The sequence below is a fragment of the Pseudomonas sp. QD4 genome, from assembly GCF_049199125.1.
Classification (GTDB): Bacteria; Pseudomonadota; Gammaproteobacteria; order Pseudomonadales; family Pseudomonadaceae; genus Aquipseudomonas.
Genome location: NZ_JBLZOM010000001.1, coordinates 2,288,498 through 2,311,044 on the forward strand (window position 1 = coordinate 2,288,498; position 22,547 = coordinate 2,311,044).

A 22,547-nucleotide genomic window follows, 5' to 3' on the forward strand; every position below is an offset into this window, starting at 1 on the left:
GGCCGAGGCCAGCACTCAGCCCATCAGGTTCAGGGTATCTCGCGCTCGACCCTGTCGCGCCCGGCCTGCTTGGCCGCGTAGACCCCCGCGTCGGCACGCAGCAACAACGCATCGGCGCCCTCGCCCTCACGCCAGCTGGCAATGCCGAAACTGGCGGTAACCACACCCACGCTGTCGATCGGCGAGCTGCGCAGGCTCTGCCATAACTCCTGAGCCAGGGCATATGCCTTGCCCCCATCGGTGCCGGGGCACAGCACCATGAACTCTTCGCCACCCAGGCGGCAGAACACGTCACTGCGCCGCAGGCGATAGCGAATGCGCTCGCAGACGCACTTGAGTACCCGGTCACCGGCCCCGTGCCCAAATTGATCGTTGATGCGTTTGAAGTGGTCGATATCCAGCATGATCACCGCCAGATCGCCTGCCCCCCGGGTGACCCGTTCCATTTCGGCCTGCAGGCGCTCGTGAAAGTACCGGCGATTGTGGATACCGGTCAGCGAGTCGGTGACCGACAGTGCCCGCAGTTCCTCCTCCACGCGTTTGAGATCGGAAATGTCCGAGATGTAGCCGTGCCATACCACGCCGCCGCCGGGCAGGTTCTCCGGGGTCGCCGCACCGCGCACCCAGCGCAAGCCGCGCCGGGGCAGGAGCACGCGGTATTCCTCCTGCCAGGGGCTGAGGTCCGTGGCCGAGGCCCGGATCGACGCCCGCACCCGCGCCAGATCCTCGGGGTGGATCCGATCGAACACCACAGCTGCATCCTGCTGCAGCAAATGGGGCTCGATCTCGTAGATCTCACGGATACCGTCACTGGCGTAGCTGAAGCTGGCGTGCCCCGCGACTTCCATCTTGAACTGGTAGATCCCGCCCGGGACGTGGGCCGTGAGCTTTTTCAGCAACTGATCGCGGGCGGCCAGTGCCTCGTGGACCCGCTTGCGTTCAGTGATATCAATGCAGATCGCCAGGTGACCGACCCACAGGCCATGCTCATCGAGCACCGGGGTGGCGAGCATGTTCACCGCCAGCTGGCTACCGTCACGCCGCACCAGCGTCCACTCGCGGGCGGCGTGGATACCCTCCTCCTCGGCACCGGCCAGCATCGCCTGAGCCAGCGAGATGTGCTTGCCGTAATGCCGGCTGAACTGGCGCGCGCGGTCTGCAAGCTCCGTGGGCAGGTGCAGGCTTTCCAGGGTCAGCTTGCCCAGCACCTCGGCGCTGTTGTAACCGAGCATCTGTTCGGCGCCGGCATTGAAGGTGCTGATGGTGCCATGCAGGTCGGTAGCAATGATCGCCACCTGGGTCGCCGCATCCAGCACGCTGCGCAATTGGCCGTGGGTGCCACGCAACTCACGCTCCCGGGTGCGCAGCTCCTCGGTGCGCTGCTCGACCAGGTGCAACGCACGCTGGCGCTGGCTGACCAGCACATAGAGCAAGGCACTGAGCAGGACACTGAGCAACCCGCCAAGGACCATCAGGCTGCCCGCCGATGAATGATTGGCCAGGAGAAACGCCGCACTGGGCCGGATATCCACCTGGTAATAGTGATCAGCCAGGCGCAGCAGCCGGGTTGCCAGCAGCGAGCTGTCGGCAGGGGCATTGCTCGACTCGTACAGGACCTCATGCCGGCCCTCGGTGGACAGGTCGAGTATCCGCACGGCCAGGTTGTCACTGGCAGGCTGCGGCAAGCCGTCGGCCACCAATTGCCGCATGCTGATGATCGCCAGGACGTAGCCGTAAGGCTCGGTGGTTGGCCTGCCACTGGTGGAAAGCCGGTTGACCGGCGCTACCAGCAATATGCCGTTGGCGTAGGCCGGATCGACGCTGACCAGGTGCAAGGGTTGGGACACCGCCATCCCGCCCTGGCTCCGGGCACGCTCCAGGGTGGCGCGACGCAGAGGCTGGGCCAGCAAGTCATAGCCCAAGGGCGAGCCAAGCCAGCTTTGGGTCTGGCTGTAGAGCACCGGCACATATTCATCGCGCTCGGCCGCAGGCTCCAGCTCGCCGGCGGCGTTCAACTGGCGAATGGAAAAATCGCTGATACCCTGCTCGCGCACACTGCGCTCCAGCAACGGACGCTCGGCACGACTGACCCTGGGAGCCCAGGCATAGGCTTGAGTGCGGAGCAACAACGGCGCGGCGTAGCCATCGAAGTCCTGACGGGTGACCGCGTCGGAATTGGAGAAGAAGCGCCGCAGTCCTTCGAGCCGCTGCTCCTGATCCTGAAAGCGCTCTTCAATCCGGCTGAAGCGCTCCCCAGCCAGCAAGTGGAAGCGCTGGCGCAACTGTTGCTGGTACAGGTTGAGCGTCGACCAGGCCAATAATCCGGTCAATACACTTCCCGCCAGCAACGCCACGCCCGCGACCAGCCAGGCCGAAACGTCTTCGCTGATGAAACCGAGAATTCTGGGGCGTACCACGCGTAACCGCATAAGCAGACTCACAACGCCGGAGGGGGCTTGGGGACCAAGCTGGCTGCGAGTCACTTATAGCTATTGGCCATTAATTTGACCAGCGCAAAAATAGCCAAGAGCCTTGAATATCAAGGCTCCGTGCATTCAAGTGCCGATCAGCGCGCGGTGATTTTCCAGGCGCGGTGGATCTTGCCGTTGCGAGCGAAGTCCGGATCGATGGTCTTGGCGCTGATTTCCTCGACCGCATAGCGCGATTCAAGGTGTTCATCGAGCTGGAACTTGCGGAAGTTGTTGGAGAAATACAGCACGCCACCCGGTGCCAGGCGGGCCATGGCCAGGTCGAGCAACTGCACGTGATCGCGCTGTACGTCGAACACCCCTTCCATGCGCTTGGAGTTGGAGAAGGTCGGCGGATCAATGAAGATCAGGTCGAACTCATCGCGGCAGGCATCCAGCCAGGTCATCACGTCGCCCTGCTCGAGGCGGTTCTTGTCGGAGAAACCGTTGAGCGAGAAGTTGCGACGCGCCCAGTCCAGGTAAGTCTTGGACAGGTCGACGCTGGTAGTGCTGCGCGCCCCACCCTTGGCCGCATGCACACTGGCCGTCGCGGTGTAGCAATACAAGTTGAGGAAGCGCTTGCCGGCGGCCTCTTTCTGAATCCGCATGCGCATCGGCCGGTGATCGAGGAACAACCCGGTGTCGAGGTAATCGGTCAGGTTGACCAGCAGCTTGACTCCACCCTCGGTGACTTCGGTGAACTTGCCCTGGGTGCTCTGGCGCTCGTACTGCTTGGTGCCGCTCTGGCGCTCGCGACGCTTGATCACTACCCGGCTCTTGTCGACGTTCAACGCCTGGGGGATGGCGGCCAAAGCGTCGAACAGACGGGCCTGGGCCTTCTCCGGGTCGATGGATTTCGGCGCGGCGTATTCCTGAACGTGGACCCAGTCGTGATACAGGTCGATGGCCAGGGAGTACTCCGGCATGTCCGCATCGTAGACCCGGTAGCACTCGACGCCCTCACGCTTGGCCCATTTTCCCAGCAGTTTGAGGTTCTTTTGCAGGCGATTGGCGAACATCTGCCCGCCTTCGCTCAAGCGCGCCTGCTCGACCACTGGAGCCGGCGCCGGTACGGGCTTGATCGGGTTGCCATTCTTGTTGTACTGGCGTTCTTGCGGCTCAAGCGGGGCCTTGTCGGCCTCGGCCTGCTCACGTTCGGCCAGGCGCTGCTCCGGGGTACGGCGCTCACCCGTGACGAACTGGTCCGGCAGGACCTTGATCAGCAGCAGCTTGCACGGCAAGGCGCCGTTCCAGAACGAGTACTGTTTGTGGCTGCGAATGCCCATGCGCTTGCCCAGGTCCGGGGCACCGGTAAACACCGCCGCCTCCCAGTTCAGGCAGGCCTGGCGCAGACGCTCGCCGAGGTTCTGGTAGAGGTACAACAGGCTGGCTTCGTCACCCAGGCGCTCGCCGTAGGGAGGGTTGCAGATCACCAGGCCTTTCTGATTCTGGTCCGGGCGCGGCTCGAAGGTGGCCACCTCGCCCTGGTAGATTTTGATCCACTCGCTCAAGCCGGCGCGCTCGACGTTATTGCGCCCGGGCTGGATCAGTCGTGGGTCGGCCTCGTAACCGCGGATCCACAACGGCGGCTTGGCCAGGCCGGCCTGGGCCCGAGCCTGGGCTTCGTCATGCAGCTTGCGCCACAGCGCCGGGACGTGGCCCAGCCAGGCGGTGAAGCCCCACAGCTCGCGCTTCAGGTTGGGGGCGATGTCGGCAGCGATCATCGCCGCTTCCACCAGGAAGGTACCCACGCCGCACATCGGGTCAGCCAGCGCCCCGCCATCGGCGGCAATGCGTGGCCAGCCGGCACGGATCAGGATCGCGGCGGCCAGGTTTTCCTTCAGCGGCGCAGCGCCTTGCTGCAGGCGATAACCGCGCTGGTGCAGGCTGTGGCCGGACAGGTCGAGGGAAAGGATGGCTTCGCCACGGTCCAGGCGCAGGTGAATGCGCAGGTCCGGGTTCAGCTTGTCGATCGAAGGGCGCTCGCCGGTCGGGGTACGCAGCTTGTCGACGATGGCGTCCTTGACCTTCAGGGCGCCGAAGTGGGTGTTGTCGATGCCCGAACCGTGGCCACTGAACTCCACCGCCAGGGTGCCGTCAGCGAGCATGTGGTCTTGCCAGTCGATATCCAGCACACCGTGGTAGAGGTCTTCGGCGTCCTTCATCGGGAAGCGCTTGAGCACCAGCAACACCCGGTTGGCCAGGCGCGACCAGAGACACAGCCGATAAGCGGTCTCCATGTCGGCCATGCCGCGCACGGCAGAGGTGTGCTCGCGCGCTTCCTCAAGGCCAAGCCCGACGGCTTCCTCGATCAGCAGGCCTTCGAGGCCTTTAGGGCAAGTGAGGAAGAGTTCGTAACGATCCGACATGGGAGTTCCAGGGCCTTTGGCATAAGTGAACGGACAACGCATTGTCCGCCCGGTTTTCAATCAAGCGCTTTTCTTGAAGAGCGCTCGCGTGGCACGAAAGTGTGCCGTCCCACCCCTGCCGACCAGCTCACCACAAGGGTAGAAAAAGCTTAGATGGCAGAGGCAGATAAAAAGTCGAGCAACAAAATGTCATAAGTCGACCCTTCGTCGAATAATACCCGACTGCAACAGGTCGACATTCTTACTAAAGCATTAACACCGTCATCTAACCAAAGGCTCATCACAGCAGGCTTTGCCCAATAAAAACGGTTCGCATCCAGCCGTTCTTATGGCCTTACCCGCATTATCGTTACGTCCTTATGACAAAACGATCATTCCCACCGTGTGACCTATTGGTTAGAACTCAACACAGGTTGACGCCGCAATGACGTCAACAATCAAGCTCGCCACGCCGGCAGCGAGCACCAACGGCAGAAGCATTCTGCCCGACCTCAGGTAGAGGTCGATAGGACATAAGTACAGTCAACAAGTGAGGGAAACACCCTATGAGAAGACTTAAGCGTGATCCGTTGGAAAAAGCATTTGTACGCGGATATCACTATGGCGTTAACGGCAAATCCCGTGAGCTTTGCCCATTTACTCTACCGTCGGTACGTCAAGCCTGGATTAACGGCTGGCGCGAAGGACGCGGCGACAATTGGGACGGTATGACAGGCACTGCGGGCATCCACAGACTCAACGAACTTCACGCTGTCGGCTAAATAAGGGCACCATTCCGACACTAAAACTTGAATAGCTTGTGACTTAACCACGCACGTCCCATCCGGACGGCGGGCTTCGGCCCAGGGGCTCCTTGAAGGAGCCCTTTTTATTGGCCGCGATTCATGACGAAAGACTGCTCCCCGCCACCAGGCCAAACAGGCCTGGGCGCGCCGCTCTTAAGCCTGAGGGTTACGACTGCCGCGCAGCCAATGCCGCAATGGCATCCACCGACTGGCGAATCAACGCCGGTCCCTTGTAGATGAACCCCGAATACAACTGCACCAGACTGGCACCGGCCGCGATTTTTTCAGCCGCGTGCTGGCCTTCGGTAATACCACCAACCGCAATGATCGGCAGGCGCCCGGCCAATTCGGCCGCCAGCACCTTGACCGTGTGCGTGCTCTTGTCGCGCACCGGGGCACCGGACAGGCCGCCCGCCTCTTCACCGTGCTCCAGCCCTTCGACGCCTGCGCGGCTCAGGGTGGTGTTGGTGGCAATCACCGCGTCCATGCCGGTTTCGATCAAGGCCTGGGCCACGTCCACGGTTTCTTCATCGGTCATGTCCGGAGCGATCTTGATCGCCAATGGCACATGCTTGCCGTGACGCAGCGCCAACTCCTTCTGCCGCTCGCTCAAGGCGCCGAGCAATTGCTTGAGCGACTCGCCGAACTGCAGGCTGCGCAGGCCCGGGGTGTTGGGCGAACTGACGTTGACCGTGACGTAACTGGCGTGGGCATACACCTTGTCCAGGCAGATCAGGTAGTCATCCACCGCGCGCTCGACCGGGGTGTCGAAGTTCTTGCCGATGTTGATCCCCAACACACCCTGATACTTGGCTGCAGCCACCCGCGCCAACAAGTGATCGACGCCCAGGTTGTTGAAGCCCATGCGGTTGATGATCGCTTCAGCTTGGGGCAGACGGAAGATCCGTGGCTTGGGGTTGCCGGGCTGTGCACGCGGGGTGATGGTGCCGATCTCGACAAAACCAAACCCCAGCTGGGCAAAACCATCGATGGCCGCACCGTTCTTGTCCAGACCGGCAGCCAGGCCAACCGGGTTCGGAAAGTCCAGCCCCATGACCCGCACCGGCATCTGCGCCGGCGCCTTGCACAACAGCCCATTGAGGCCCAAACGCCCACCCGCGCCGATCAGGTCCAGGGACAGATCATGGGAGGTTTCCGGGGAGAGTTTGAACAACAGCTGGCGGGCCAGGGTATACATGGGCGGGCTTGACTCGGTGGCGGCGAATAAGGCGGCGATTATAGCCGGGCCCGGGGCCTGCACGCGAGGCGCACAGTGAAATCAGCGGTGAATGGCATATGCCTTGCACCAAGGTGTACATCAGTACTTCTGCCAACGGCGGCAGGGTGCCCCTATCGATACGGACAAAGGCGTCGTCACCCGCCCTGGCTCTGCCAGGCGCTCGGGTACGGCGCTTTTTCATTGCAAGGTGGTCAGGCTCATGAATGAACTCGCAATCGGCCCGCTGGCCTGGGTCAACGGCAGCGACGCCCCGGAGAAGAGCGCCATCGACCTGGGGTTCATGGCACTGACCGACTGCGCCTCGGTGGTGGTTGCTGCAACCCAGGGCTTCGCCCAGCCCTATGGCTTGACCCTGAACCTCAAGCGCCAGGCATCGTGGGCCAGCCTGCGGGACAAACTGGTCAGCGGCGAACTGGATGCCGCCCACAGCCTGTACGGCCTGATTTATGCCGTGCACCTGGGCATCGGCGGCGTTAATGCCAGCGACATGGCGGTGTTGATGGGGCTGAACCAGAACGGCCAGAGCATCAACCTGTCGCGAGAGCTGCAAGGGCTGCAGGTGACCAGTCCTGAAGCGCTTTACCAGCACGTGCACCAACGTCGTGCAAAGCTGACCTTTGCCCAGACCTTTCCCACCGGCACCCACGCCATGTGGCTGTACTACTGGCTCGCCAGCCAGGGCATCCACCCGTTGCAGGATGTCGACAGTGTGGTGGTACCGCCGCCGCAAATGGTGGCGCACCTGCAAGCCGGGCGCATCGATGGCTTTTGCGTCGGCGAGCCCTGGAGCGCCAGCGCGGTGCGCCAGGACCAAGGCTTTACCCTGGCCACCACCCAGGCCATCTGGCCCGACCACCCGGAAAAAGTCCTGGGCTGCACCCGCGCCTTTGTCGAGCAGTACCCCAACACCGCCCGTGCGCTGGTGATGGCGGTCCTCGAGGCCAGCCGCTTTATCGAACAAAGCCGTGAAAACCGTGAAAGTACCGCGCAGTTGCTCAGCGCCGGCGCCTACCTCGACGCCCCGCTCGACTGCATCCAGCCGCGGCTGCTGGGAGACTATGCCGACGGCCTCGGCAACCAGTGGCAAGACCCCCATGCCCTGCGCTTTCACAATGCCGGCGCGGTCAACCTGCCGTACCTGTCCGATGGCATGTGGTTCATGACCCAGTTCCGCCGCTGGGGCCTGCTGCGCGAAGACCCGGACTACCTCGACGTCGCCCGCCAGGTGCAACAGCTTGGGTTGTACCGCGAGGCGGCCACGGCGGTGGGTGTTGCGTCCTGGGGCCAGGACATGCGCAGCAGCCAACTGATCGACGGCAAAATCTGGGATGGCACAGACCCGGGCGGCTATGCACGCAGCTTCAAATTGCACGCCATGAGCGACAGCTCACCCCTTCTCGCCAGCCGCTGACAGGAGCCTTGGAGCATGTTGCGAATCCTGTTGATCAATGACACCGCAAAAAAAGTCGGCCGGCTCAAGGCGGCACTGATCGAGGCCGGCTTCGAAGTGATCGACGAGTCCGGCTTGACCATCGACCTGCCGGCCAGGGTCGAAACGGTGCGTCCGGACGTGATCCTGATCGATACCGAGTCACCCAGCCGCGATGTACTGGAGCAAGTGGTGCTGGTCAGCCGCGATCAGCCGCGGCCGATCGTGATGTTCACCGACGAGCACGACCCGGGGGTGATGCGCCAGGCGATCAAGTCCGGTGTCAGCGCCTACATAGTCGAGGGCATCCAGACCCAACGCCTGCAACCGATCCTCGATGTGGCCATGGCTCGCTTTGAAAGTGACCAGGCGCTGCGTGCCCAGCTGCATGCGCGGGACCAACAGTTGGCCGAGCGCAAGCGCATCGAATTAGCCAAGGGCTTGCTGATGAAAATGAAGCACTGCCAGGAGGAAGAGGCCTACACCCTGATGCGCCGCCAAGCCATGAGCCGTCAGCAGAAACTGATCCAGGTAGCCGAGCAGATTATCGCCATGAGTGAACTGCTTGGCTGAGCCCCCGCCCCACGCCTCAGCCGGATTGGCTCAGCTCTTGCTTTGGAAACTCCGCAGGTAACCAACGGCGGTTGCCCCACCTACGACAACGACGTCGCACACCCTTCGCTCAGGCAGACAGGGTTGCGGCGTTTTTTCGTTTTGGCCCCACAGCCCGGGGCCGGTGGTGCGGCCGTGACGGTGCACCACCTGAAGGCTCATGACTCCTTTCGAGACTCTTTTCAGCTGAGGTGCGCGATGAATTCAAGCTTCTGGAAATCCGGCCACACCCCGACTCTGTTCGCGGCCTTTCTCTATTTCGACCTGAGCTTCATGGTCTGGTACCTGCTCGGCCCCCTGGCAGTGCAGATAGCCGCTGACCTGCACTTGACCACCCAGCAGCGCGGCCTGATGGTCGCCACACCGATCCTGGCCGGAGCCCTGCTGCGCTTTGCCATGGGCCTGCTGGCTGATCGCCTGTCGCCAAAAACCGCCGGGCTGATCGGCCAGGTGATCGTGATCTGTGCCCTGTTCGGCGCCTGGAAACTGGGTATCCACAGTTATGAACAGGCCCTGCTGCTGGGGGTGTTTCTGGGCATGGCCGGGGCTTCATTCGCCGTGGCGTTGCCCCTGGCTTCGCAGTGGTACCCGCCGCAGCATCAGGGCAAGGCCATGGGGATTGCCGGTGCCGGCAACTCGGGGACGGTATTTGCGGCCCTGCTCGCGCCAGTGCTGGCGGCGGCTTTTGGCTGGAGCAATGTGTTCGGCTTCGCCTTGATCCCGCTGATTCTGACCCTGGTGATTTTCGCCTGGCTGGCCAAGAACGCGCCGGAACGGCCCAAGGCCAAGTCCATGGCGGACTATTTCAAAGCCCTGGGCGACCGTGACAGCTGGTGGTTCATGTTTTTCTACAGCGTGACCTTTGGCGGCTTTATCGGCCTGGCCAGCGCTCTGCCCGGCTACTTCAACGACCAGTACGGCCTGAGCCCGGTCACCGCCGGCTACTACACCGCAGCCTGTGTCTTTGGCGGCAGCCTGATGCGCCCCTTGGGCGGCGCCCTGGCGGATCGCTTCGGCGGCATCCGGACCTTGCTCGGCATGTACGGCGTAGCGGTGCTGTGCATTGCCGCAGTCGGCTTCAACCTGCCCAGTTCCTACGCGGCGCTGGCGCTGTTTGTCTGCACCATGCTCGGCCTGGGTGCCGGCAACGGTGCGGTGTTCCAACTGGTACCACAACGCTTTCGTCGCGAGATCGGCGTGATGACCGGGCTGATCGGCATGGCCGGCGGCATCGGCGGCTTTGCCCTGGCGGCGGGCATGGGAGCGATCAAGCAAAGCACCGGCAGCTATCAACTGGCACTGTGGCTGTTTGCCGGCCTGGGCATCCTGGCCTGGTTCGGTCTGCATGGGGTGAAACGTCGCTGGCGCACCACCTGGGGCTCCGCCGCCGTCACCGCGGCGCGGGTCTGAGCCGCCCATGAGCCTGCAACTGAGTCATGCCCAGGCCAGCGCCATCGGTCCTCGGCCTGAAAACCAGGACGCGCTGCGCCTGGTAACACCGGCACCGGCGCTGGCGGCCAGCAAAGGGCTGCTATTCGCCATCGCCGACGGCGTCAGCCAATGCGCCGATGGAGGCCTGGCGGCGCGTTCGACCTTGCAGGCGTTGGCACTGGACTACTACGCCACCCCGCAAACCTGGCCCGTGGCCCAGGCTCTGGAGCGTCTGTTGCTGGCGCAGAATCGCTGGCTGCAAGCCAACGGGGGTGGCCAGCCGTTGCTGACCACCGTCAGCGCGCTGGTGCTGCGTGGCCGGCGATTCACCCTGGCCCACGTTGGCGACTGCCGGGTCTATCGCTGGCACGCCGGGTATCTGCAGCGCATCAGCGAGGACCACGTCTGGGAGCAACCCGGCATGCAGCACGTGCTCAAGCGCGCGCTGGGCCTGGATCAGCACCTGGTGGTGGACTTCCTCGACGATGAGCTGCGCCAGGGTGAATGTTTGCTCATGCTCAGCGACGGGGTTTGGGCGACTCTAGGCGACACGGCCATTGCCGCGATCCTGCATGATCAGCCCGACCTCGACAGCGCCGTGCAGACCCTGGTCGCTGCCGCGCATCTGGCGGGCAGCCAGGACAATGCCAGCGCACTGCTGATACGGGTCGACACCCTGGGCGAACACTCGATCGGCGATGCCCTGATCCACCTGCAGCAATGGCCCCTGCCGCCGCCACTCAAGCCCGGCCAGGCGTTCGAGGGCTGGCAGGTCGAGGCCGTGCTCGGGCAAAGCCAGCAGTCATTGCGCTATCGGGTACGCGATGCCCAGTTGCAGCCCTGGCTGTTGAAAACCCTGCCGACTCAACTGGACAACGATCACCGGGCCGGACAAGCCCTGTTGGCTGAGGAATGGCTGCTGCGTCGGGTAGCCGGGCGCTACTTTCCCGAGGTCCACGCCAGCACCTCACGCCAGCACCTGTATTACGTAATGCGCGAATACCCGGGCAGCACCCTGGCCGAACTGTTCGCCAAAAACGGCCCGCTGCCCCTGGCGCAATGGCAGACGCTGGCCCAGCGCCTGCTGCGCGTGGTGGGCTTGCTGCACCGGCGACAGATCCTGCATCGCGACATCAAGCCCGAGAACCTGTTGCTCAGCGATGACGGCGAGTTGCGCCTGCTGGACTTCGGCCTGGCCTACTGCCCCGGCCTGTGCGAGGACCCGGCCAACTTGCTGCCGGGCACCCCCAGCTACATCGCCCCGGAGGCCTTCAGCGGTGCTGCGCCGAATGCGCAGCAGGACCTGTATGCCGTGGGCGTGACCTTGTACGTGCTGCTGACCGGGCACTACCCCCATGGCGAGATCGAAGCCTTCCAGCGCCCGCGCTTCGGCCTCCCGACCAGCGCCAGCCGCTATCGCCCGGATCTGCCGGACTGGTTGGCACACAACCTGGAGCGCGGGGTAAATGCCGACCCCGGCCAACGCTTCGAGACCGCCGAGGAATGGCTACTGGCCCTGGAACACGGTGAGCGCGGCAGCCTGAGCGTACGCCCGCGCCCCCTGCTCGAACGCGAGCCGCTGAAAGTCTGGCGCAGCGTGGCCCTGGCCGCCCTGCTGCTCAATCTGGTGCTGCTATTTCTGCTCCTGCACTGAAACCCCAAATCCTCCCGTAGCCGCTGCCGCGCTGAAAGAGGGCGCCGCGCCTTGATTCGGTGCATGAACAGGCGCCAGCGCGCGGAGCAACCCCGGCAAAACCCTGCCGGTGGCGACTTGGCACAAGCACTGCATTAGTTCTACGCAACAGACATACAGCCCGACCTTCAACGACGAAGGGCAGGCTTCCCGAGAGAACGGGACCGGACAAAGGCGTCCTCGCTAGGCAACTAGCGGGACGCCTTTTTTGTTGTGCGATTTTTGTCGAGCCAGGCCCCACCCACCGCCTGAGCTCCCGGAGAACCTGATGAAAAAACTCAAACTGGTGATGATCGGCAACGGCATGGCCGGGGTCCGGACCCTGGAAGAACTGCTCAAGCTGAGCAACGAGCTGTACGACATCACGGTCTTCGGCGCCGAGCCCCACACCAACTACAACCGCATCCTGCTCTCGCCGGTCCTGGCCGGTGAGCAGACGTTCGACGAGATCGTGCTCAACGACCTGGACTGGTACCTGGATAACCAGATCAAGTTGCTGCTCAACCGCAAGGTGGTGCAGATCGACCGGGCCAGGCGCTGCGTGATGGCCGAGGATGGCACCGAGGCCGAGTACGATCGCCTGCTGATCGCGACCGGCTCGACGCCGTTTATCCTGCCCATCCCCGGCAACACCCTGCAGGGGGTCATCGGTTACCGCGACATCGCCGATACTCAAACAATGATCGACACCGCCAAGACCCACAAACACGCGGTGGTGATCGGTGGCGGCCTGCTCGGCCTGGAGGCAGCCAACGGCCTGATGCTGCGTGGCATGCACGTCACCGTGGTGCACATCGGCGAATGGCTGCTGGAGCGGCAACTGGACCAGACCAGTGGCCAACTGCTGCAAACCGCCCTCGAAGCCCGAGGCCTGCACTTTCGCCTGAGCGAGCAAACCCAGGCCCTGCATGATGCCGGCAATGGCCGGGTGGGCTCGGTGCAGTTCAAGAACGGCGACATCATCCCCGCCGACCTGGTGGTGATGGCCGCCGGTATCCGCCCCAACACCGAGCTGGCGGAAAAAGCCGGGATCCCGTGCAATCGCGGGATCCTGGTCAACGACACCCTGCAGACCTACGACCCGCGTATCTACGCCATCGGCGAATGCGCCAGCCATCGCGGCATCGCCTACGGCCTGGTGGCGCCGCTGTTCGAACAGGCCAAGGTCTGCGCCAACCATCTGGCACAACTGGGCTTCGCGCGCTACCAGGGCTCGGTGACCTCAACCAAATTGAAAGTCACCGGCATCGACCTGTTTTCCACCGGCGACTTCATGGGCGCAGAAGGGACCGAAACCATCACCCTCTCCGACCCCATCGGCGGCGTGTACAAAAAGCTGGTGATCAAGGATGACGTGCTGGTCGGGGCCTGCCTGTATGGAGACACCGCAGACGGCGGCTGGTACTTCCGGCAGATCCGCGAGAACCATGGGATTGGCGAGATCCGCGACCACCTGATGTTCGGCGAAAACGCGCTGGGCGATGTCGGCCATCAAGGTCAGGACAAAGCCATGGGCATGGCCGACAACGCCGAAGTCTGCGGCTGCAATGGAGTGTGCAAGGGCACCATCGTCAAGGCGATCCAGGAGCACGGGCTGTTCAGCGTCGACGAGGTCAAGAAACACACCAAGGCCGCCAGCTCCTGCGGTTCCTGCGCCGGCCTGGTGGAGCAGATCCTGATCAACACCGTCGGCGGCGCAGCGGACGTCAAGCCGAAAAGCGAAAAAGCCATCTGCGGCTGCAGCGACCTCAACCACGGGCAGATCCGCCAGGCCATCCGCGAACAGCACCTGCTGACCATCGCCGACACCATGAGCTACCTCAACTGGCGTACGCCCAATGGCTGCGCCACCTGCCGCCCGGCACTGAACTACTACCTGATTTCCACCTGGCCGGGTGAGGCCAGGGACGATCCACAGTCGCGCCTGATCAACGAACGGGCCCACGCCAACATCCAGAAAGACGGCACCTATTCGGTGGTGCCGAGAATGTGGGGGGGCGTGACCAACCCGTCTGAGCTGCGGCGTATTGCCGATGTCGCGGACAAGTACCAGGTGCCCATGGTGAAAGTCACCGGCGGCCAGCGCATTGACCTCCTGGGGATCAAGAAGCAGGACCTCCCTGGCGTGTGGAAAGACCTCGACATGCCCTCGGGCCACGCCTATGGCAAGTCCATCCGCACCGTGAAAACCTGCGTCGGCAGCGAGTTTTGCCGCTTCGGCACGCAAAACTCGACGCAACTGGGGATCGAGCTGGAACACGACCTGTTCAATATGTGGTCCCCGCACAAGGTCAAGCTCGCAGTCTCCGGCTGCCCGCGCAACTGCTCGGAGGCCGGGATCAAGGACGTGGGGATTATCGGCGTCGACTCCGGCTGGGAGCTGTACATCGGCGGCAACGGCGGGATCAAGACCGAGGTAGCGCAGTTCTTGATCAAGCTCAAGACCGCCGAGGAAGTCCGCGAGTACAACGGTGCGTTCCTGCAGCTGTACCGCGAAGAAGCCTTCTACCTGGAGCGCACCGTGCACTACCTGCAACGGGTCGGCATGGACCACATCAAACGCGCGGTCGTGGAAGACCCGCAGCGGCGCAAGGCACTCAACGAACGCCTGCAATTCTCCCTGTCGTTCGAGCAGGACCCGTGGAAAGAGCGCCTGCAGCAGCCGTTGCTGAAGAAAGAATTCGACCTGATCCCCCTGAACACCCTGGAGGTGCCGGCATGAACTGGCAGGATATCTGCGCTCTGGAAGACATCAACGCCCTCGGCGCGCGCATCGTCGACGGGCCCAAGGGCGCCATCGCCATTTTTCGCACCAGCGACGACCAGGTCTTTGCCCTCGATGACCGCTGCCCGCACAAGGGCGGCCCGTTGTCCCAGGGGCTGATCTACGGCAAGAAAGTCGCCTGCCCGTTGCATAACTGGCAGATCGACCTCGAATCCGGCCAAGCCCAGGCCCCCGATTCAGGCTGTGCACACCAGCATGCTGCCCGGGTGGAAAATGGCCGGGTCCTGCTGGCGCTGCGGGATGCAGGCTGATGAGCCGCCAGACGACCGCTTCGACCTGTTGTTACTGCGGGGTCGGCTGCGGCGTGCTGATCGAGCATGACGGCCACCAGATCCTGGGCGTCAGCGGCGACCCGGCGCACCCGGCCAACTTCGGCAAACTGTGCAGCAAGGGTGCCAGCCTGCACCTGACCGGCGACCTCGCGGCACGTGCGCTGTACCCGCAATTGCGCCTGGGCAAACGCCTGCCCCGCAGCCGCACCGACTGGGACAGTGCGTTGCAGCATGCGGCCAACGTGTTTGCCGCCACCATCGCCGAACACGGCCCGGACAGCGTGGCCTTCTACCTGTCCGGGCAATTGCTGACCGAGGACTACTACGTCTTCAACAAGCTGGCCCGAGCGCTGGTCGGCACCAACAATATCGACAGCAACTCAAGGCTGTGCATGTCTTCGGCAGTGGTCGGCTACAAACGCAGCCTGGGCGCCGACGCCCCACCCTGCAGCTACGAAGACCTGGAACAGAGTGATTGCGTGATGATAGTCGGCAGTAACATGGCCTACGCCCATCCAGTACTGTTTCGCCGCCTGGAACAAGCCAAGCGCCTGCGACCACAGATGAAAGTCATCGTCATCGACCCGCGTCGTACCGATACCTGCGACCTCGCCGACCTGCACCTGGCCATCCTGCCGGGCACCGATGTCGCATTGTTCCACGGCATCCTGCACCTGCTGCTGTGGGAAGGCTGGGTGGACCGCGCCTTTATCGAGGCCCACACCGAAGGCCTGGCGCCGTTGAAAACCCTGGTGCGCGACTACACCCCGCACATGGTGGCCCAGCTCTGCGGGATCAATGTCGAGCAGCTACAGGCGTGCGCGCAGTGGATTGGAACTGCGCCGAGCTTCCTTTCCCTGTGGTGCATGGGGCTGAACCAGTCCACCTCGGGCAGCGCGAAAAACAGTGCCCTGATCAATCTGCACCTGGCCACCGGCCAGATCGGCCGACCCGGTGCCGGCCCCTTCTCTCTGACCGGTCAGCCGAACGCCATGGGCGGTCGCGAAACCGGCAGCCTGTCCAACCTGCTGCCCGGACACCGCGAAGCGGCCAACCCCGAGCATCGCGCGCAAGTCGCCCAATACTGGAGGGTCGAGCAGTTGCCCGAGCGCACCGGGCTTACCGCCATCGAGCTGTTCGAGCAGGTGAAAAGCGGCCGCATCAAGGCGCTGTGGATCGCCTGTACCAACCCGGCGCAATCGCTGCCCGACCAGCAATCAGTTCGTGCAGCCCTCGAGGCTTGCCCATTCGTGGTGTTGCAGGAAGCGTTTCGCACCACCGAAACCGCGCCGTTCGCCGACCTGCTGCTGCCCGCCGCCAGTTGGGGTGAAAAAGACGGCACGGTGACCAACTCCGAACGCCGCATCTCCCACGTCCGCCGGGCGATCAAGGCCCCGGGCGAAGCACGCCCGGATTGGGCCATCACCGTGGACTTCGCCCAGCGCCTGGAACAGCAACTGCGTCCCGGAAAGCCAAGCTTGTTCAGGTTCACCGAGCCGGCCCAGGTATTCGACGAATACAAACACCTGACCCAAGGCCGCGACCTGGATCTATGCGGAATCAGCCATGCCCTGCTCGACCGCCTCGGGCCGCAGCAATGGCCGTTTCCATCGGGCGTCGAACACGGCACCGCGCGCCTTTATGGCGATGGCGTGTTCCCGACAGCCAATGGCCGCGCCCAGTTTGTTTGCGACCCCTACCAGGCGGCAAAGGAACAACGTGATGCGCGGTTCCCGCTGACCCTGATTACCGGTCGCCTGCGCGACCAGTGGCACGGCATGAGCCGCACCGGCACCGCCGCGCAGCTGTTCGGCCATGTCAGCGAAGCCGTACTGAGCCTGCACCCGGACGAGCTGCGGCGACATCGCCTGCAAAATGGCGATCTGGTCAGCCTCAAAAGCCGCCGCGGCAGCGTGATCGTCGCCGTGGGCAGCGACGACGGCATACGCCCTGGCCAGGCTTTTTTACCAATGCACTGGGGCGATCGTTTTCTCAAGGGCGGCATCAACGCCGTCACCCAATCGGCGTTTGACCCATTGTCCAAGCAGCCGGAACTCAAGCACAGCGGTGTGCGCCTGGAGCCGGTGCACCTGCCATGGCATCTGTTCGCCCTGATCGAGGGCAATGTGCAGCAACATTTCGAGGCGTTGCGGCCACTGTGCGACAGCTTTTCCTACCTGAGCCTGAGCCTCACCGGCCGTGAACGGCCTGCCCTGTTGATTCGCGCGGCGCATGCCCAGGCACCGGACCCGTTGCTGCTCAAGGACATCGATCATTTACTGGGTCTGAGCCACGGCCCTGTCCTGGCTTACGACGATCCGCGACGCGCCATCGGCAAACGGGTGCGAATCGAACAGGGGCGAATCATCGCCATCCGCCTGGCCGGTGAAACTCTGGCCCAGCACTGGTTGCACAACCTGTGGTTGGAAGGCCGCGCCGATGAACAACTGCGCCGCTGGCTGTTGGCGCCCATGAGCACCCCACCTGGGGCCGCCGGCCTGTCCTCGCCCAACAACAAGACCTTGTGCAACTGCAAGAACGTCAGCCTCAACGCGGTTTGTGCCGGCATCGAACGTGGCCTGGACCTCGACGGCCTGAAACAGCAACTGGGCTGCGGCACCCAATGCGGGTCATGCATCCCGGAAATCAAACGTCTGCTGGCTGCCTCGGCGCAGCCGATCGCCATCACATTGTGAGGAAAAATACATGAGCGCAAAAGTCTGGCTGGTAGGTGCCGGCCCCGGCGACCCCGAATTGCTGACCCTCAAGGCCGTCCGCGCCCTGGGCGAAGCCGAGGTGGTACTGATCGACGACCTGGTCAACCACGCGCTACTGGAGCACTGCCCCCGAGCACGGGTGGTCCATGTCGGCAAGCGCGGTGGCTGTCGCTCCACACCTCAGGACTTCATTCACCGCCTGATGCTGCGCTACAGCCGCCAGGGCAAATGCGTGGTGCGCCTCAAGGGTGGCGACCCGTGCATTTTCGGACGCGGCGGCGAAGAGGCGCAGTGGCTCAGGGCACGCGGCGTGGAAGTGGAATTGGTCAATGGCATCACCGCCGGCCTTGCCGGGGCGACGCGCTGCGATATCCCTCTGACCCTGCGCGGCGTCGCCCGTGGCGTCACGCTGGTGACGGCCCATACCCAGGATGGCAGCAGCCTGAATTGGCAAGCCCTGGCGCAAAGTGGCACGACGCTGGTGATCTATATGGGGGTGGCGAAACTCGCGGACATTCGTGAGCAACTGCTCAAAGGGGGGCTTGCTGCAACGACACCGGTGGCAATGATTGAAAACGCCTCGCTGCCAGAACAGCGGGAATGCCGCTGCACCCTGGAGGCAATGCACGACGCGGCACTGCATTTCCAGCTGCAGAGCCCGGCAATCCTGGTGATAGGCAAGGTTGCAGCCGCTGCAAGCATCGAGGACGTGCCCGACAAGCTACTCGTCCAGCTTGCGTAGCGCCTGGCGAAGGGCTGGCGGCGCAAGGGACCAGAGCTCAAATCGCGGACAAAGAAAAACCCGGCCTAGGCCGGGTTTTTCTGAGCTACAAAGCTAATTACTTAGCTTGTGCTTCTACCGACGCTTCTACGCGACGGTTAACAGCGCGGCCAGCTTCAGTTGCGTTGTCAGCAACTGGGCGGGACTCACCGTAACCAACGGATTGAACGCGGTTCGACTCAACACCGTACTGGTTGGTCAGAACTTGCTTAACGGCGTTTGCACGACGCTCAGACAGTTTCTGGTTGTAAGCGTCAGGACCGACGGAGTCAGTGTGACCTTCAACAACGGTGGTGGTTTGTGGGTACTGCTTCATGAAGTCAGCGAGGTTTTTGATGTCGCCGTAGCTGTTGGTTTTAACCACAGCCTTGTCGAAGTCAAACTTCACGTCCAGCTCAACACGAACAACTTCAGCAACCGGAGCTTCTGGCTCTGGCTCAGCTACTGGAGCTGGTGCTGGAGCTGGTGCTGGAGCAACTTTGCCGCCGCTGCCACCGAAGTTCACGCCCAGACCAACGGTAGGAGCGTAGTCCCACTTGCCGTTGTCCAGTTTGTAGTCGGCTTCAACGCCGGCACGTGCAAACAGGTTGTCGGTGAAGTAGTACTTAACACCAGCGCCAGCAGTCAGGAAAGTCGACTGATCGCGACCGTTGTGGCCGTCGACCTCAACGTTGGTCATGCTCTTGTGAGCAACACCGCCGGAAACGTATGGACGCAGAGCGTCACCCACGGTACCAAAGTGGTACTGAGCGTTCAGGCCGAAGTTGTCGCCCTTGATTTTCTGGTTACCAGTGCCGTCGTTAGAACGGGTGTGGTTGGTCTTGTCGTAGGTAGCGTTCAACGACAGGTCGTCGGTCAGGAAGTAACCGATCGATGCGCCTGGGTTGAAGCCGTCTTCAACGTGATTAACGCTGTCGTTGTACTGTTTTTTGTAAAACAGTTCACCCTCGACCGCGCCTTGGCCTTGCGCCAGAACGCCGAACGAAGTCACGGCAACAATAGAACCAATGGCAATGCCCAAGGTGTTTTTCAGTTTCATCCGTTAAATCCCCATCTGGTGATTGTAAAGCAGTCCCACATACCGGGGGACAACTCGGCGGTAAGTCTATCAGAACTCACCTAGACGTAAGAGATATTTGCGCCGAACTAAGTTTCAGCAATGCCTGCAAATTTCTCACGCAATTTATCAAGAGCTCGTTTGTACCGCATTTTTGTAGCACTCAAACCCATATGCATGATATCCGCGATCTCCTGAAACTCCAGTTCTGCGACAAATCGTAGCACCAGAATTTCTCGGTCAATCGGATTCACATGCACCAACCAGCGGTCAAGTCCGGCCTTTTCCTCAGGTTTCGGCGCCTTCTCTTCAGACGCCTCCTCGAGGGGGTCAAGACTCAAAGCGTCCATCAATCGACGCTTTCTCCGCTCCTTTCGATACTGTGTGATGCACTCGTTGTACGTAATGCTATATAGCCATGTCTTGAACTTTGATTTGCCCTCGAAGTTCTTCAGGCCATACAGCACCTTCAGCATCACCTCCTGACAGACATCGTCCGCGTCGCGATCGTTCCCTAAATAACGTGCACAGACATTAAATAAGGTTCGCTGGTAGCGCCGCATCAACTCTTCATAGGCGCGCGTTACGTGAAACAGCTCCGCATGCGAACGCGCAACCAACTCCTCATCGGAGAGCTCGCGGGGATCGTAGCGCATGGATAACGATTGGGCTTTATTCAAAACGAGTCGGGCCGACAGTCAGGTCAATGTCCGCCGCATCCCGGACAGGGCATTTTGCGGCGGCATACATTAGCAGGGTTTGCCGGGTTAGCGGCTACTTACGTGCTGCTCCAACAGGATCCGATTGGAAAGAGAGACTAGCTCACCCTCCTCGGTCAGCAGTGTAGTTTTAACCGTGCCGATCTCTTCGATCTGACCTTCGACCTCGCCCACGCGTACTTGTTGCCCAACCTGATACAGCTCACGCACGTAGATTCCCGCAAGAATCTGCCCGGCAATTTCCCGGCTTCCCAATCCCATGGCCAAGGCAACTGCCAGACCAACGGTAATCAATACAATCACGATCACATGGTTGAGCAGGTCGGTTTTGACCTCCAACTGGCTGATCGCGACCGAAATACTGATGATAATTACCAGGCCCTGGGCAATCCGCCCCAGGCCGCTGGCGTAATCCAGCCCCACACCTTCCGCAGCACCGCGCACCAGGCCGTTGGCCAGTTGCGCCAGCAAAACCCCCACCAGCAGTACCAGCGCAGCACCAAAGACCTTGGGCAAATACAGCGCCAGCATGTCGAGCGTAGCTGAAACTCGCTCAAGGCCAAGGGATTCGGCAGCAGAAACCAGGAATATCAACAACACGAACCAATACACGATCTTGCCGATCAAGGTCGAGATCGGCACCTGCAACCCGGCGCGGGACAGCAGCTTGGTCAAGCCGGTGCCGCCCATCAGGCGATCCAGGCCCAGCTTGGCCAGTAATTTGGAGAGCAGCGTGTCCAGCAACTTGGCCACGACAAAACCCAGCAACAGCACCACCAGGGCGCCGAACAGGTTAGGAATGAAATTCGCTACCTTGGTCCACAACGCAGTCATCGCGGTGACGAGGCTCTGAGTCCAGAGATCAAGTTCCATATTCAATCAGCCTTATCAGCAGTGCGAGCAGTAGGTTTACGACGGGACACCGGCGCGACGTGGGCCGATCCGTTATTCAAGGCGATCATCAACGCTGGCAGCCAACGGCCCAGCAGGCTGAACAGATCACCGGCACCGACCTGGCGGTTGGCGGTTTTCAGTACGCGGCCCAGGCAAGCGTCGTCGTCACGGCTGGACGGCGTCGCTTTCAGCATGTCACGCAAAGACTGTTCAAACGGATCGTGCATACGCACCTCTCGTGATGTCTGTGAAAGACGCGATCAAATTTCTTCGGGTCACATGACTCATTCGTCAGACCCAGCGCAAACGTCGGAATAACCACCACTGGCCCAGCGCCACGCTGGCCAACAGCAGGCACGCCACGAGGAAGCCATAGGGGCTGGCGGAAAGCGGAATGCCGCCGACGTTGATGCCCAGCAAGCCGGTGAGAAAACTCATCGGCAGGAAAATCCCAGTGATGATCCCGAAGCGGTACATGGTGCGATTCATGCGCACGCTCAAGCGCCGGTCTTCGGCCTCCAGCACAAGCCCCACGCGCTCCCGGGTCAATTCCAGCTCTTCCAGGTAACGGGTCAGACTGTTGTTCAATTCGTTCCAGTAGTCGCCGTCGTCATTGGCAAACCAGGGCAATTTGATGCGGCTGAGCTGGCCGAAAATATCCCGCTGCGGCGCGAGAAAACGCTTGAGCCCGGCCGCTCGCCGACGGATCTGCAAAATGCTGCCATGCTCCGGCGTATACCGTTCGTCGGCATCCAGTTTTTCTTCTTCGCCATCGACCACTTCAGAGAGGTCGCTGACCAGATCCTGAACCTTGTGGGTCAGGTATTGCGCCATATAAAGGATGAGCTCCGAGGCGGTTTTCGGGCCCTTGCCATCGGCCAGTTGCACCAGCAACTCGTCAGTGGCGCGCAGCGGACGCAAACGCAGGGAAATCACCCGCTGGGCCGAGGCAAAGATGCGCACCGAGACCATGTCTTCCGGCTCGGCCCCGGGATTGAGGTTGATACCGCGCAAAAACAGCAGCAACTCGGAGTCCGGCAATGCCAGCAGGCGCGGCCGGGTGTTCTCCTCGAGCAGCAGGTCACAGCTGAACTCGCTCAGGCCGCTGGAGCGGCGCAGCCAGGTCTGAGTCTGTGGATGACTGCGATCCCAGTGCAGCCAAAGGCTTTCATGGGGCTGCAGTTGCAACTCGTCGAGCTCAGTCCGGGCAATCGAACGCGCACCGCCTTTACCATCCAGAATCAGGGCATGTACCAGGCCCCACTGCGCGTTTTCTTCCTCGAACATCCTCATCC

17 protein-coding genes are annotated in these 22,547 nt (G+C 62.2%); 9 read left to right on the forward strand and 8 right to left on the reverse strand.

The genetic code is table 11. The features are described from left to right. Nucleotides 1-29: 29 nt before the first annotated feature. The gene (locus ACOZJV_RS10350) at nucleotides 30-2,429 is read right to left on the reverse strand and encodes a sensor domain-containing diguanylate cyclase (RefSeq protein ID WP_078471157.1); all 2,400 of its coding nucleotides are present in this window, start codon (nucleotides 2,427-2,429) and stop codon (nucleotides 30-32) included. A gap of 137 nt (nucleotides 2,430-2,566) precedes the next feature. Next, nucleotides 2,567-4,837 carry a bifunctional 23S rRNA (guanine(2069)-N(7))-methyltransferase RlmK/23S rRNA (guanine(2445)-N(2))-methyltransferase RlmL gene (gene rlmKL / locus ACOZJV_RS10355; RefSeq protein WP_421547536.1) on the reverse strand — a complete coding sequence of 757 codons (2,271 nt, stop codon included), beginning with the start codon at nucleotides 4,835-4,837 and terminating at the stop codon, nucleotides 2,567-2,569. Between the two features lie 545 nt (nucleotides 4,838-5,382). On the opposite strand from rlmKL, the gene rmf reads away from it, so the two are divergent. Next, entirely contained in the window at nucleotides 5,383-5,598 is a 216-nt protein-coding gene (gene rmf / locus ACOZJV_RS10360; protein WP_020300364.1) for a ribosome modulation factor, read from the forward strand. Between the two features lie 190 nt (nucleotides 5,599-5,788). On the opposite strand, the gene ACOZJV_RS10365 is transcribed toward rmf, so the two are convergent. Next, nucleotides 5,789-6,820 carry a quinone-dependent dihydroorotate dehydrogenase gene (locus ACOZJV_RS10365; RefSeq protein WP_078471155.1) on the reverse strand — a complete coding sequence of 344 codons (1,032 nt, stop codon included), beginning with the start codon at nucleotides 6,818-6,820 and terminating at the stop codon, nucleotides 5,789-5,791. A 241-nt stretch (nucleotides 6,821-7,061) separates the two neighbouring features. Between ACOZJV_RS10365 and ACOZJV_RS10370 the strand changes: the two genes are divergently transcribed. The 8 genes from ACOZJV_RS10370 (at nucleotide 7,062) to cobA (ending at nucleotide 18,543) form a co-directional block, all read left to right on the forward strand. After that, nucleotides 7,062-8,273 (forward strand): CmpA/NrtA family ABC transporter substrate-binding protein, encoded by a 1,212-nt coding sequence (locus ACOZJV_RS10370; protein ID WP_078471154.1) that lies wholly within the window; start codon nucleotides 7,062-7,064, stop codon nucleotides 8,271-8,273. Nucleotides 8,274-8,288: 15 nt separating this feature from the next. Next, on the forward strand, nucleotides 8,289-8,864 hold the full coding sequence (locus tag ACOZJV_RS10375) for an ANTAR domain-containing response regulator (protein ID WP_020300361.1): 576 nt from the start codon (nucleotides 8,289-8,291) through the stop codon (nucleotides 8,862-8,864). A gap of 237 nt (nucleotides 8,865-9,101) precedes the next feature. Next, nucleotides 9,102-10,313 (forward strand): nitrate/nitrite transporter, encoded by a 1,212-nt coding sequence (locus ACOZJV_RS10380; protein ID WP_421547537.1) that lies wholly within the window; start codon nucleotides 9,102-9,104, stop codon nucleotides 10,311-10,313. A 7-nt stretch (nucleotides 10,314-10,320) separates the two neighbouring features. Next, a complete protein-coding gene (locus ACOZJV_RS10385; RefSeq protein ID WP_421547538.1) occupies nucleotides 10,321-11,988 on the forward strand; it encodes a protein kinase domain-containing protein in 1,668 nt (555 codons plus the stop codon). 307 nt (nucleotides 11,989-12,295) lie between these two features. Further along, complete coding sequence (gene nirB, locus ACOZJV_RS10390; RefSeq protein WP_421547539.1) at nucleotides 12,296-14,749, forward strand: nitrite reductase large subunit NirB; 2,454 nt, start codon at nucleotides 12,296-12,298, stop codon at nucleotides 14,747-14,749. Further along, on the forward strand, nucleotides 14,746-15,063 hold the full coding sequence (nirD, locus tag ACOZJV_RS10395) for a nitrite reductase small subunit NirD (protein ID WP_421547540.1): 318 nt from the start codon (nucleotides 14,746-14,748) through the stop codon (nucleotides 15,061-15,063). Before nirB ends, nirD begins: the two co-directional genes overlap by 4 nt. Further along, on the forward strand, nucleotides 15,063-17,780 hold the full coding sequence (locus tag ACOZJV_RS10400; RefSeq protein WP_421547541.1) for a molybdopterin-dependent oxidoreductase: 2,718 nt from the start codon (nucleotides 15,063-15,065) through the stop codon (nucleotides 17,778-17,780). The genes nirD and ACOZJV_RS10400 overlap by 1 nt, the downstream gene beginning before the upstream one ends. A gap of 10 nt (nucleotides 17,781-17,790) precedes the next feature. Then, nucleotides 17,791-18,543 (forward strand): uroporphyrinogen-III C-methyltransferase, encoded by a 753-nt coding sequence (gene cobA, locus ACOZJV_RS10405; protein ID WP_421547542.1) that lies wholly within the window; start codon nucleotides 17,791-17,793, stop codon nucleotides 18,541-18,543. Nucleotides 18,544-18,640: 97 nt separating this feature from the next. Here the strand turns inward: cobA and ACOZJV_RS10410 are convergent, their stop codons facing one another. The 5 genes from ACOZJV_RS10410 to ACOZJV_RS10430 all read right to left on the reverse strand — a co-directional run bounded on the left by ACOZJV_RS10410 (nucleotide 18,641) and on the right by ACOZJV_RS10430 (nucleotide 22,539). Then, nucleotides 18,641-19,621, reverse strand: coding sequence for an OmpA family protein (locus ACOZJV_RS10410; protein WP_078471147.1), 981 nt, complete (start codon nucleotides 19,619-19,621; stop codon nucleotides 18,641-18,643). A 107-nt stretch (nucleotides 19,622-19,728) separates the two neighbouring features. Continuing rightward, nucleotides 19,729-20,319 (reverse strand): RNA polymerase sigma factor SigX, encoded by a 591-nt coding sequence (gene sigX, locus ACOZJV_RS10415; protein ID WP_102047916.1) that lies wholly within the window; start codon nucleotides 20,317-20,319, stop codon nucleotides 19,729-19,731. A gap of 87 nt (nucleotides 20,320-20,406) precedes the next feature. Next, nucleotides 20,407-21,231, reverse strand: coding sequence for a mechanosensitive ion channel family protein (locus tag ACOZJV_RS10420; protein WP_016964357.1), 825 nt, complete (start codon nucleotides 21,229-21,231; stop codon nucleotides 20,407-20,409). 2 nt (nucleotides 21,232-21,233) lie between these two features. After that, a complete protein-coding gene (locus tag ACOZJV_RS10425; RefSeq protein WP_020300352.1) occupies nucleotides 21,234-21,479 on the reverse strand; it encodes a hypothetical protein in 246 nt (81 codons plus the stop codon). 64 nt (nucleotides 21,480-21,543) lie between these two features. Next, nucleotides 21,544-22,539, reverse strand: a complete 996-nt coding sequence (locus tag ACOZJV_RS10430) for a zinc transporter ZntB (RefSeq protein WP_020300351.1) — start codon at nucleotides 22,537-22,539, stop codon at nucleotides 21,544-21,546. Nucleotides 22,540-22,547: the final 8 nt, after the last annotated feature.

Coding starts and splice junctions, on each gene's coding strand:
- nirB (WP_421547539.1), top strand. CDS start 12,296: ATGAAAAAACTCAAACTGGTGATGATCGGCAACGGCATGGCCGGGGTC.
- cobA (WP_421547542.1), top strand. CDS start 17,791: ATGAGCGCAAAAGTCTGGCTGGTAGGTGCCGGCCCCGGCGACCCCGAA.
- ACOZJV_RS10420 (WP_016964357.1), bottom strand. CDS start 21,231: ATGGAACTTGATCTCTGGACTCAGAGCCTCGTCACCGCGATGACTGCG.
- ACOZJV_RS10350 (WP_078471157.1), bottom strand. CDS start 2,429: ATGCGGTTACGCGTGGTACGCCCCAGAATTCTCGGTTTCATCAGCGAA.
- ACOZJV_RS10430 (WP_020300351.1), bottom strand. CDS start 22,539: ATGTTCGAGGAAGAAAACGCGCAGTGGGGCCTGGTACATGCCCTGATT.
- ACOZJV_RS10375 (WP_020300361.1), top strand. CDS start 8,289: ATGTTGCGAATCCTGTTGATCAATGACACCGCAAAAAAAGTCGGCCGG.
- rmf (WP_020300364.1), top strand. CDS start 5,383: ATGAGAAGACTTAAGCGTGATCCGTTGGAAAAAGCATTTGTACGCGGA.
- ACOZJV_RS10370 (WP_078471154.1), top strand. CDS start 7,062: ATGAATGAACTCGCAATCGGCCCGCTGGCCTGGGTCAACGGCAGCGAC.
- ACOZJV_RS10385 (WP_421547538.1), top strand. CDS start 10,321: ATGAGCCTGCAACTGAGTCATGCCCAGGCCAGCGCCATCGGTCCTCGG.
- ACOZJV_RS10410 (WP_078471147.1), bottom strand. CDS start 19,621: ATGAAACTGAAAAACACCTTGGGCATTGCCATTGGTTCTATTGTTGCC.
- rlmKL (WP_421547536.1), bottom strand. CDS start 4,837: ATGTCGGATCGTTACGAACTCTTCCTCACTTGCCCTAAAGGCCTCGAA.
- ACOZJV_RS10365 (WP_078471155.1), bottom strand. CDS start 6,820: ATGTATACCCTGGCCCGCCAGCTGTTGTTCAAACTCTCCCCGGAAACC.
- ACOZJV_RS10380 (WP_421547537.1), top strand. CDS start 9,102: ATGAATTCAAGCTTCTGGAAATCCGGCCACACCCCGACTCTGTTCGCG.
- nirD (WP_421547540.1), top strand. CDS start 14,746: ATGAACTGGCAGGATATCTGCGCTCTGGAAGACATCAACGCCCTCGGC.
- ACOZJV_RS10400 (WP_421547541.1), top strand. CDS start 15,063: ATGAGCCGCCAGACGACCGCTTCGACCTGTTGTTACTGCGGGGTCGGC.
- ACOZJV_RS10425 (WP_020300352.1), bottom strand. CDS start 21,479: ATGCACGATCCGTTTGAACAGTCTTTGCGTGACATGCTGAAAGCGACG.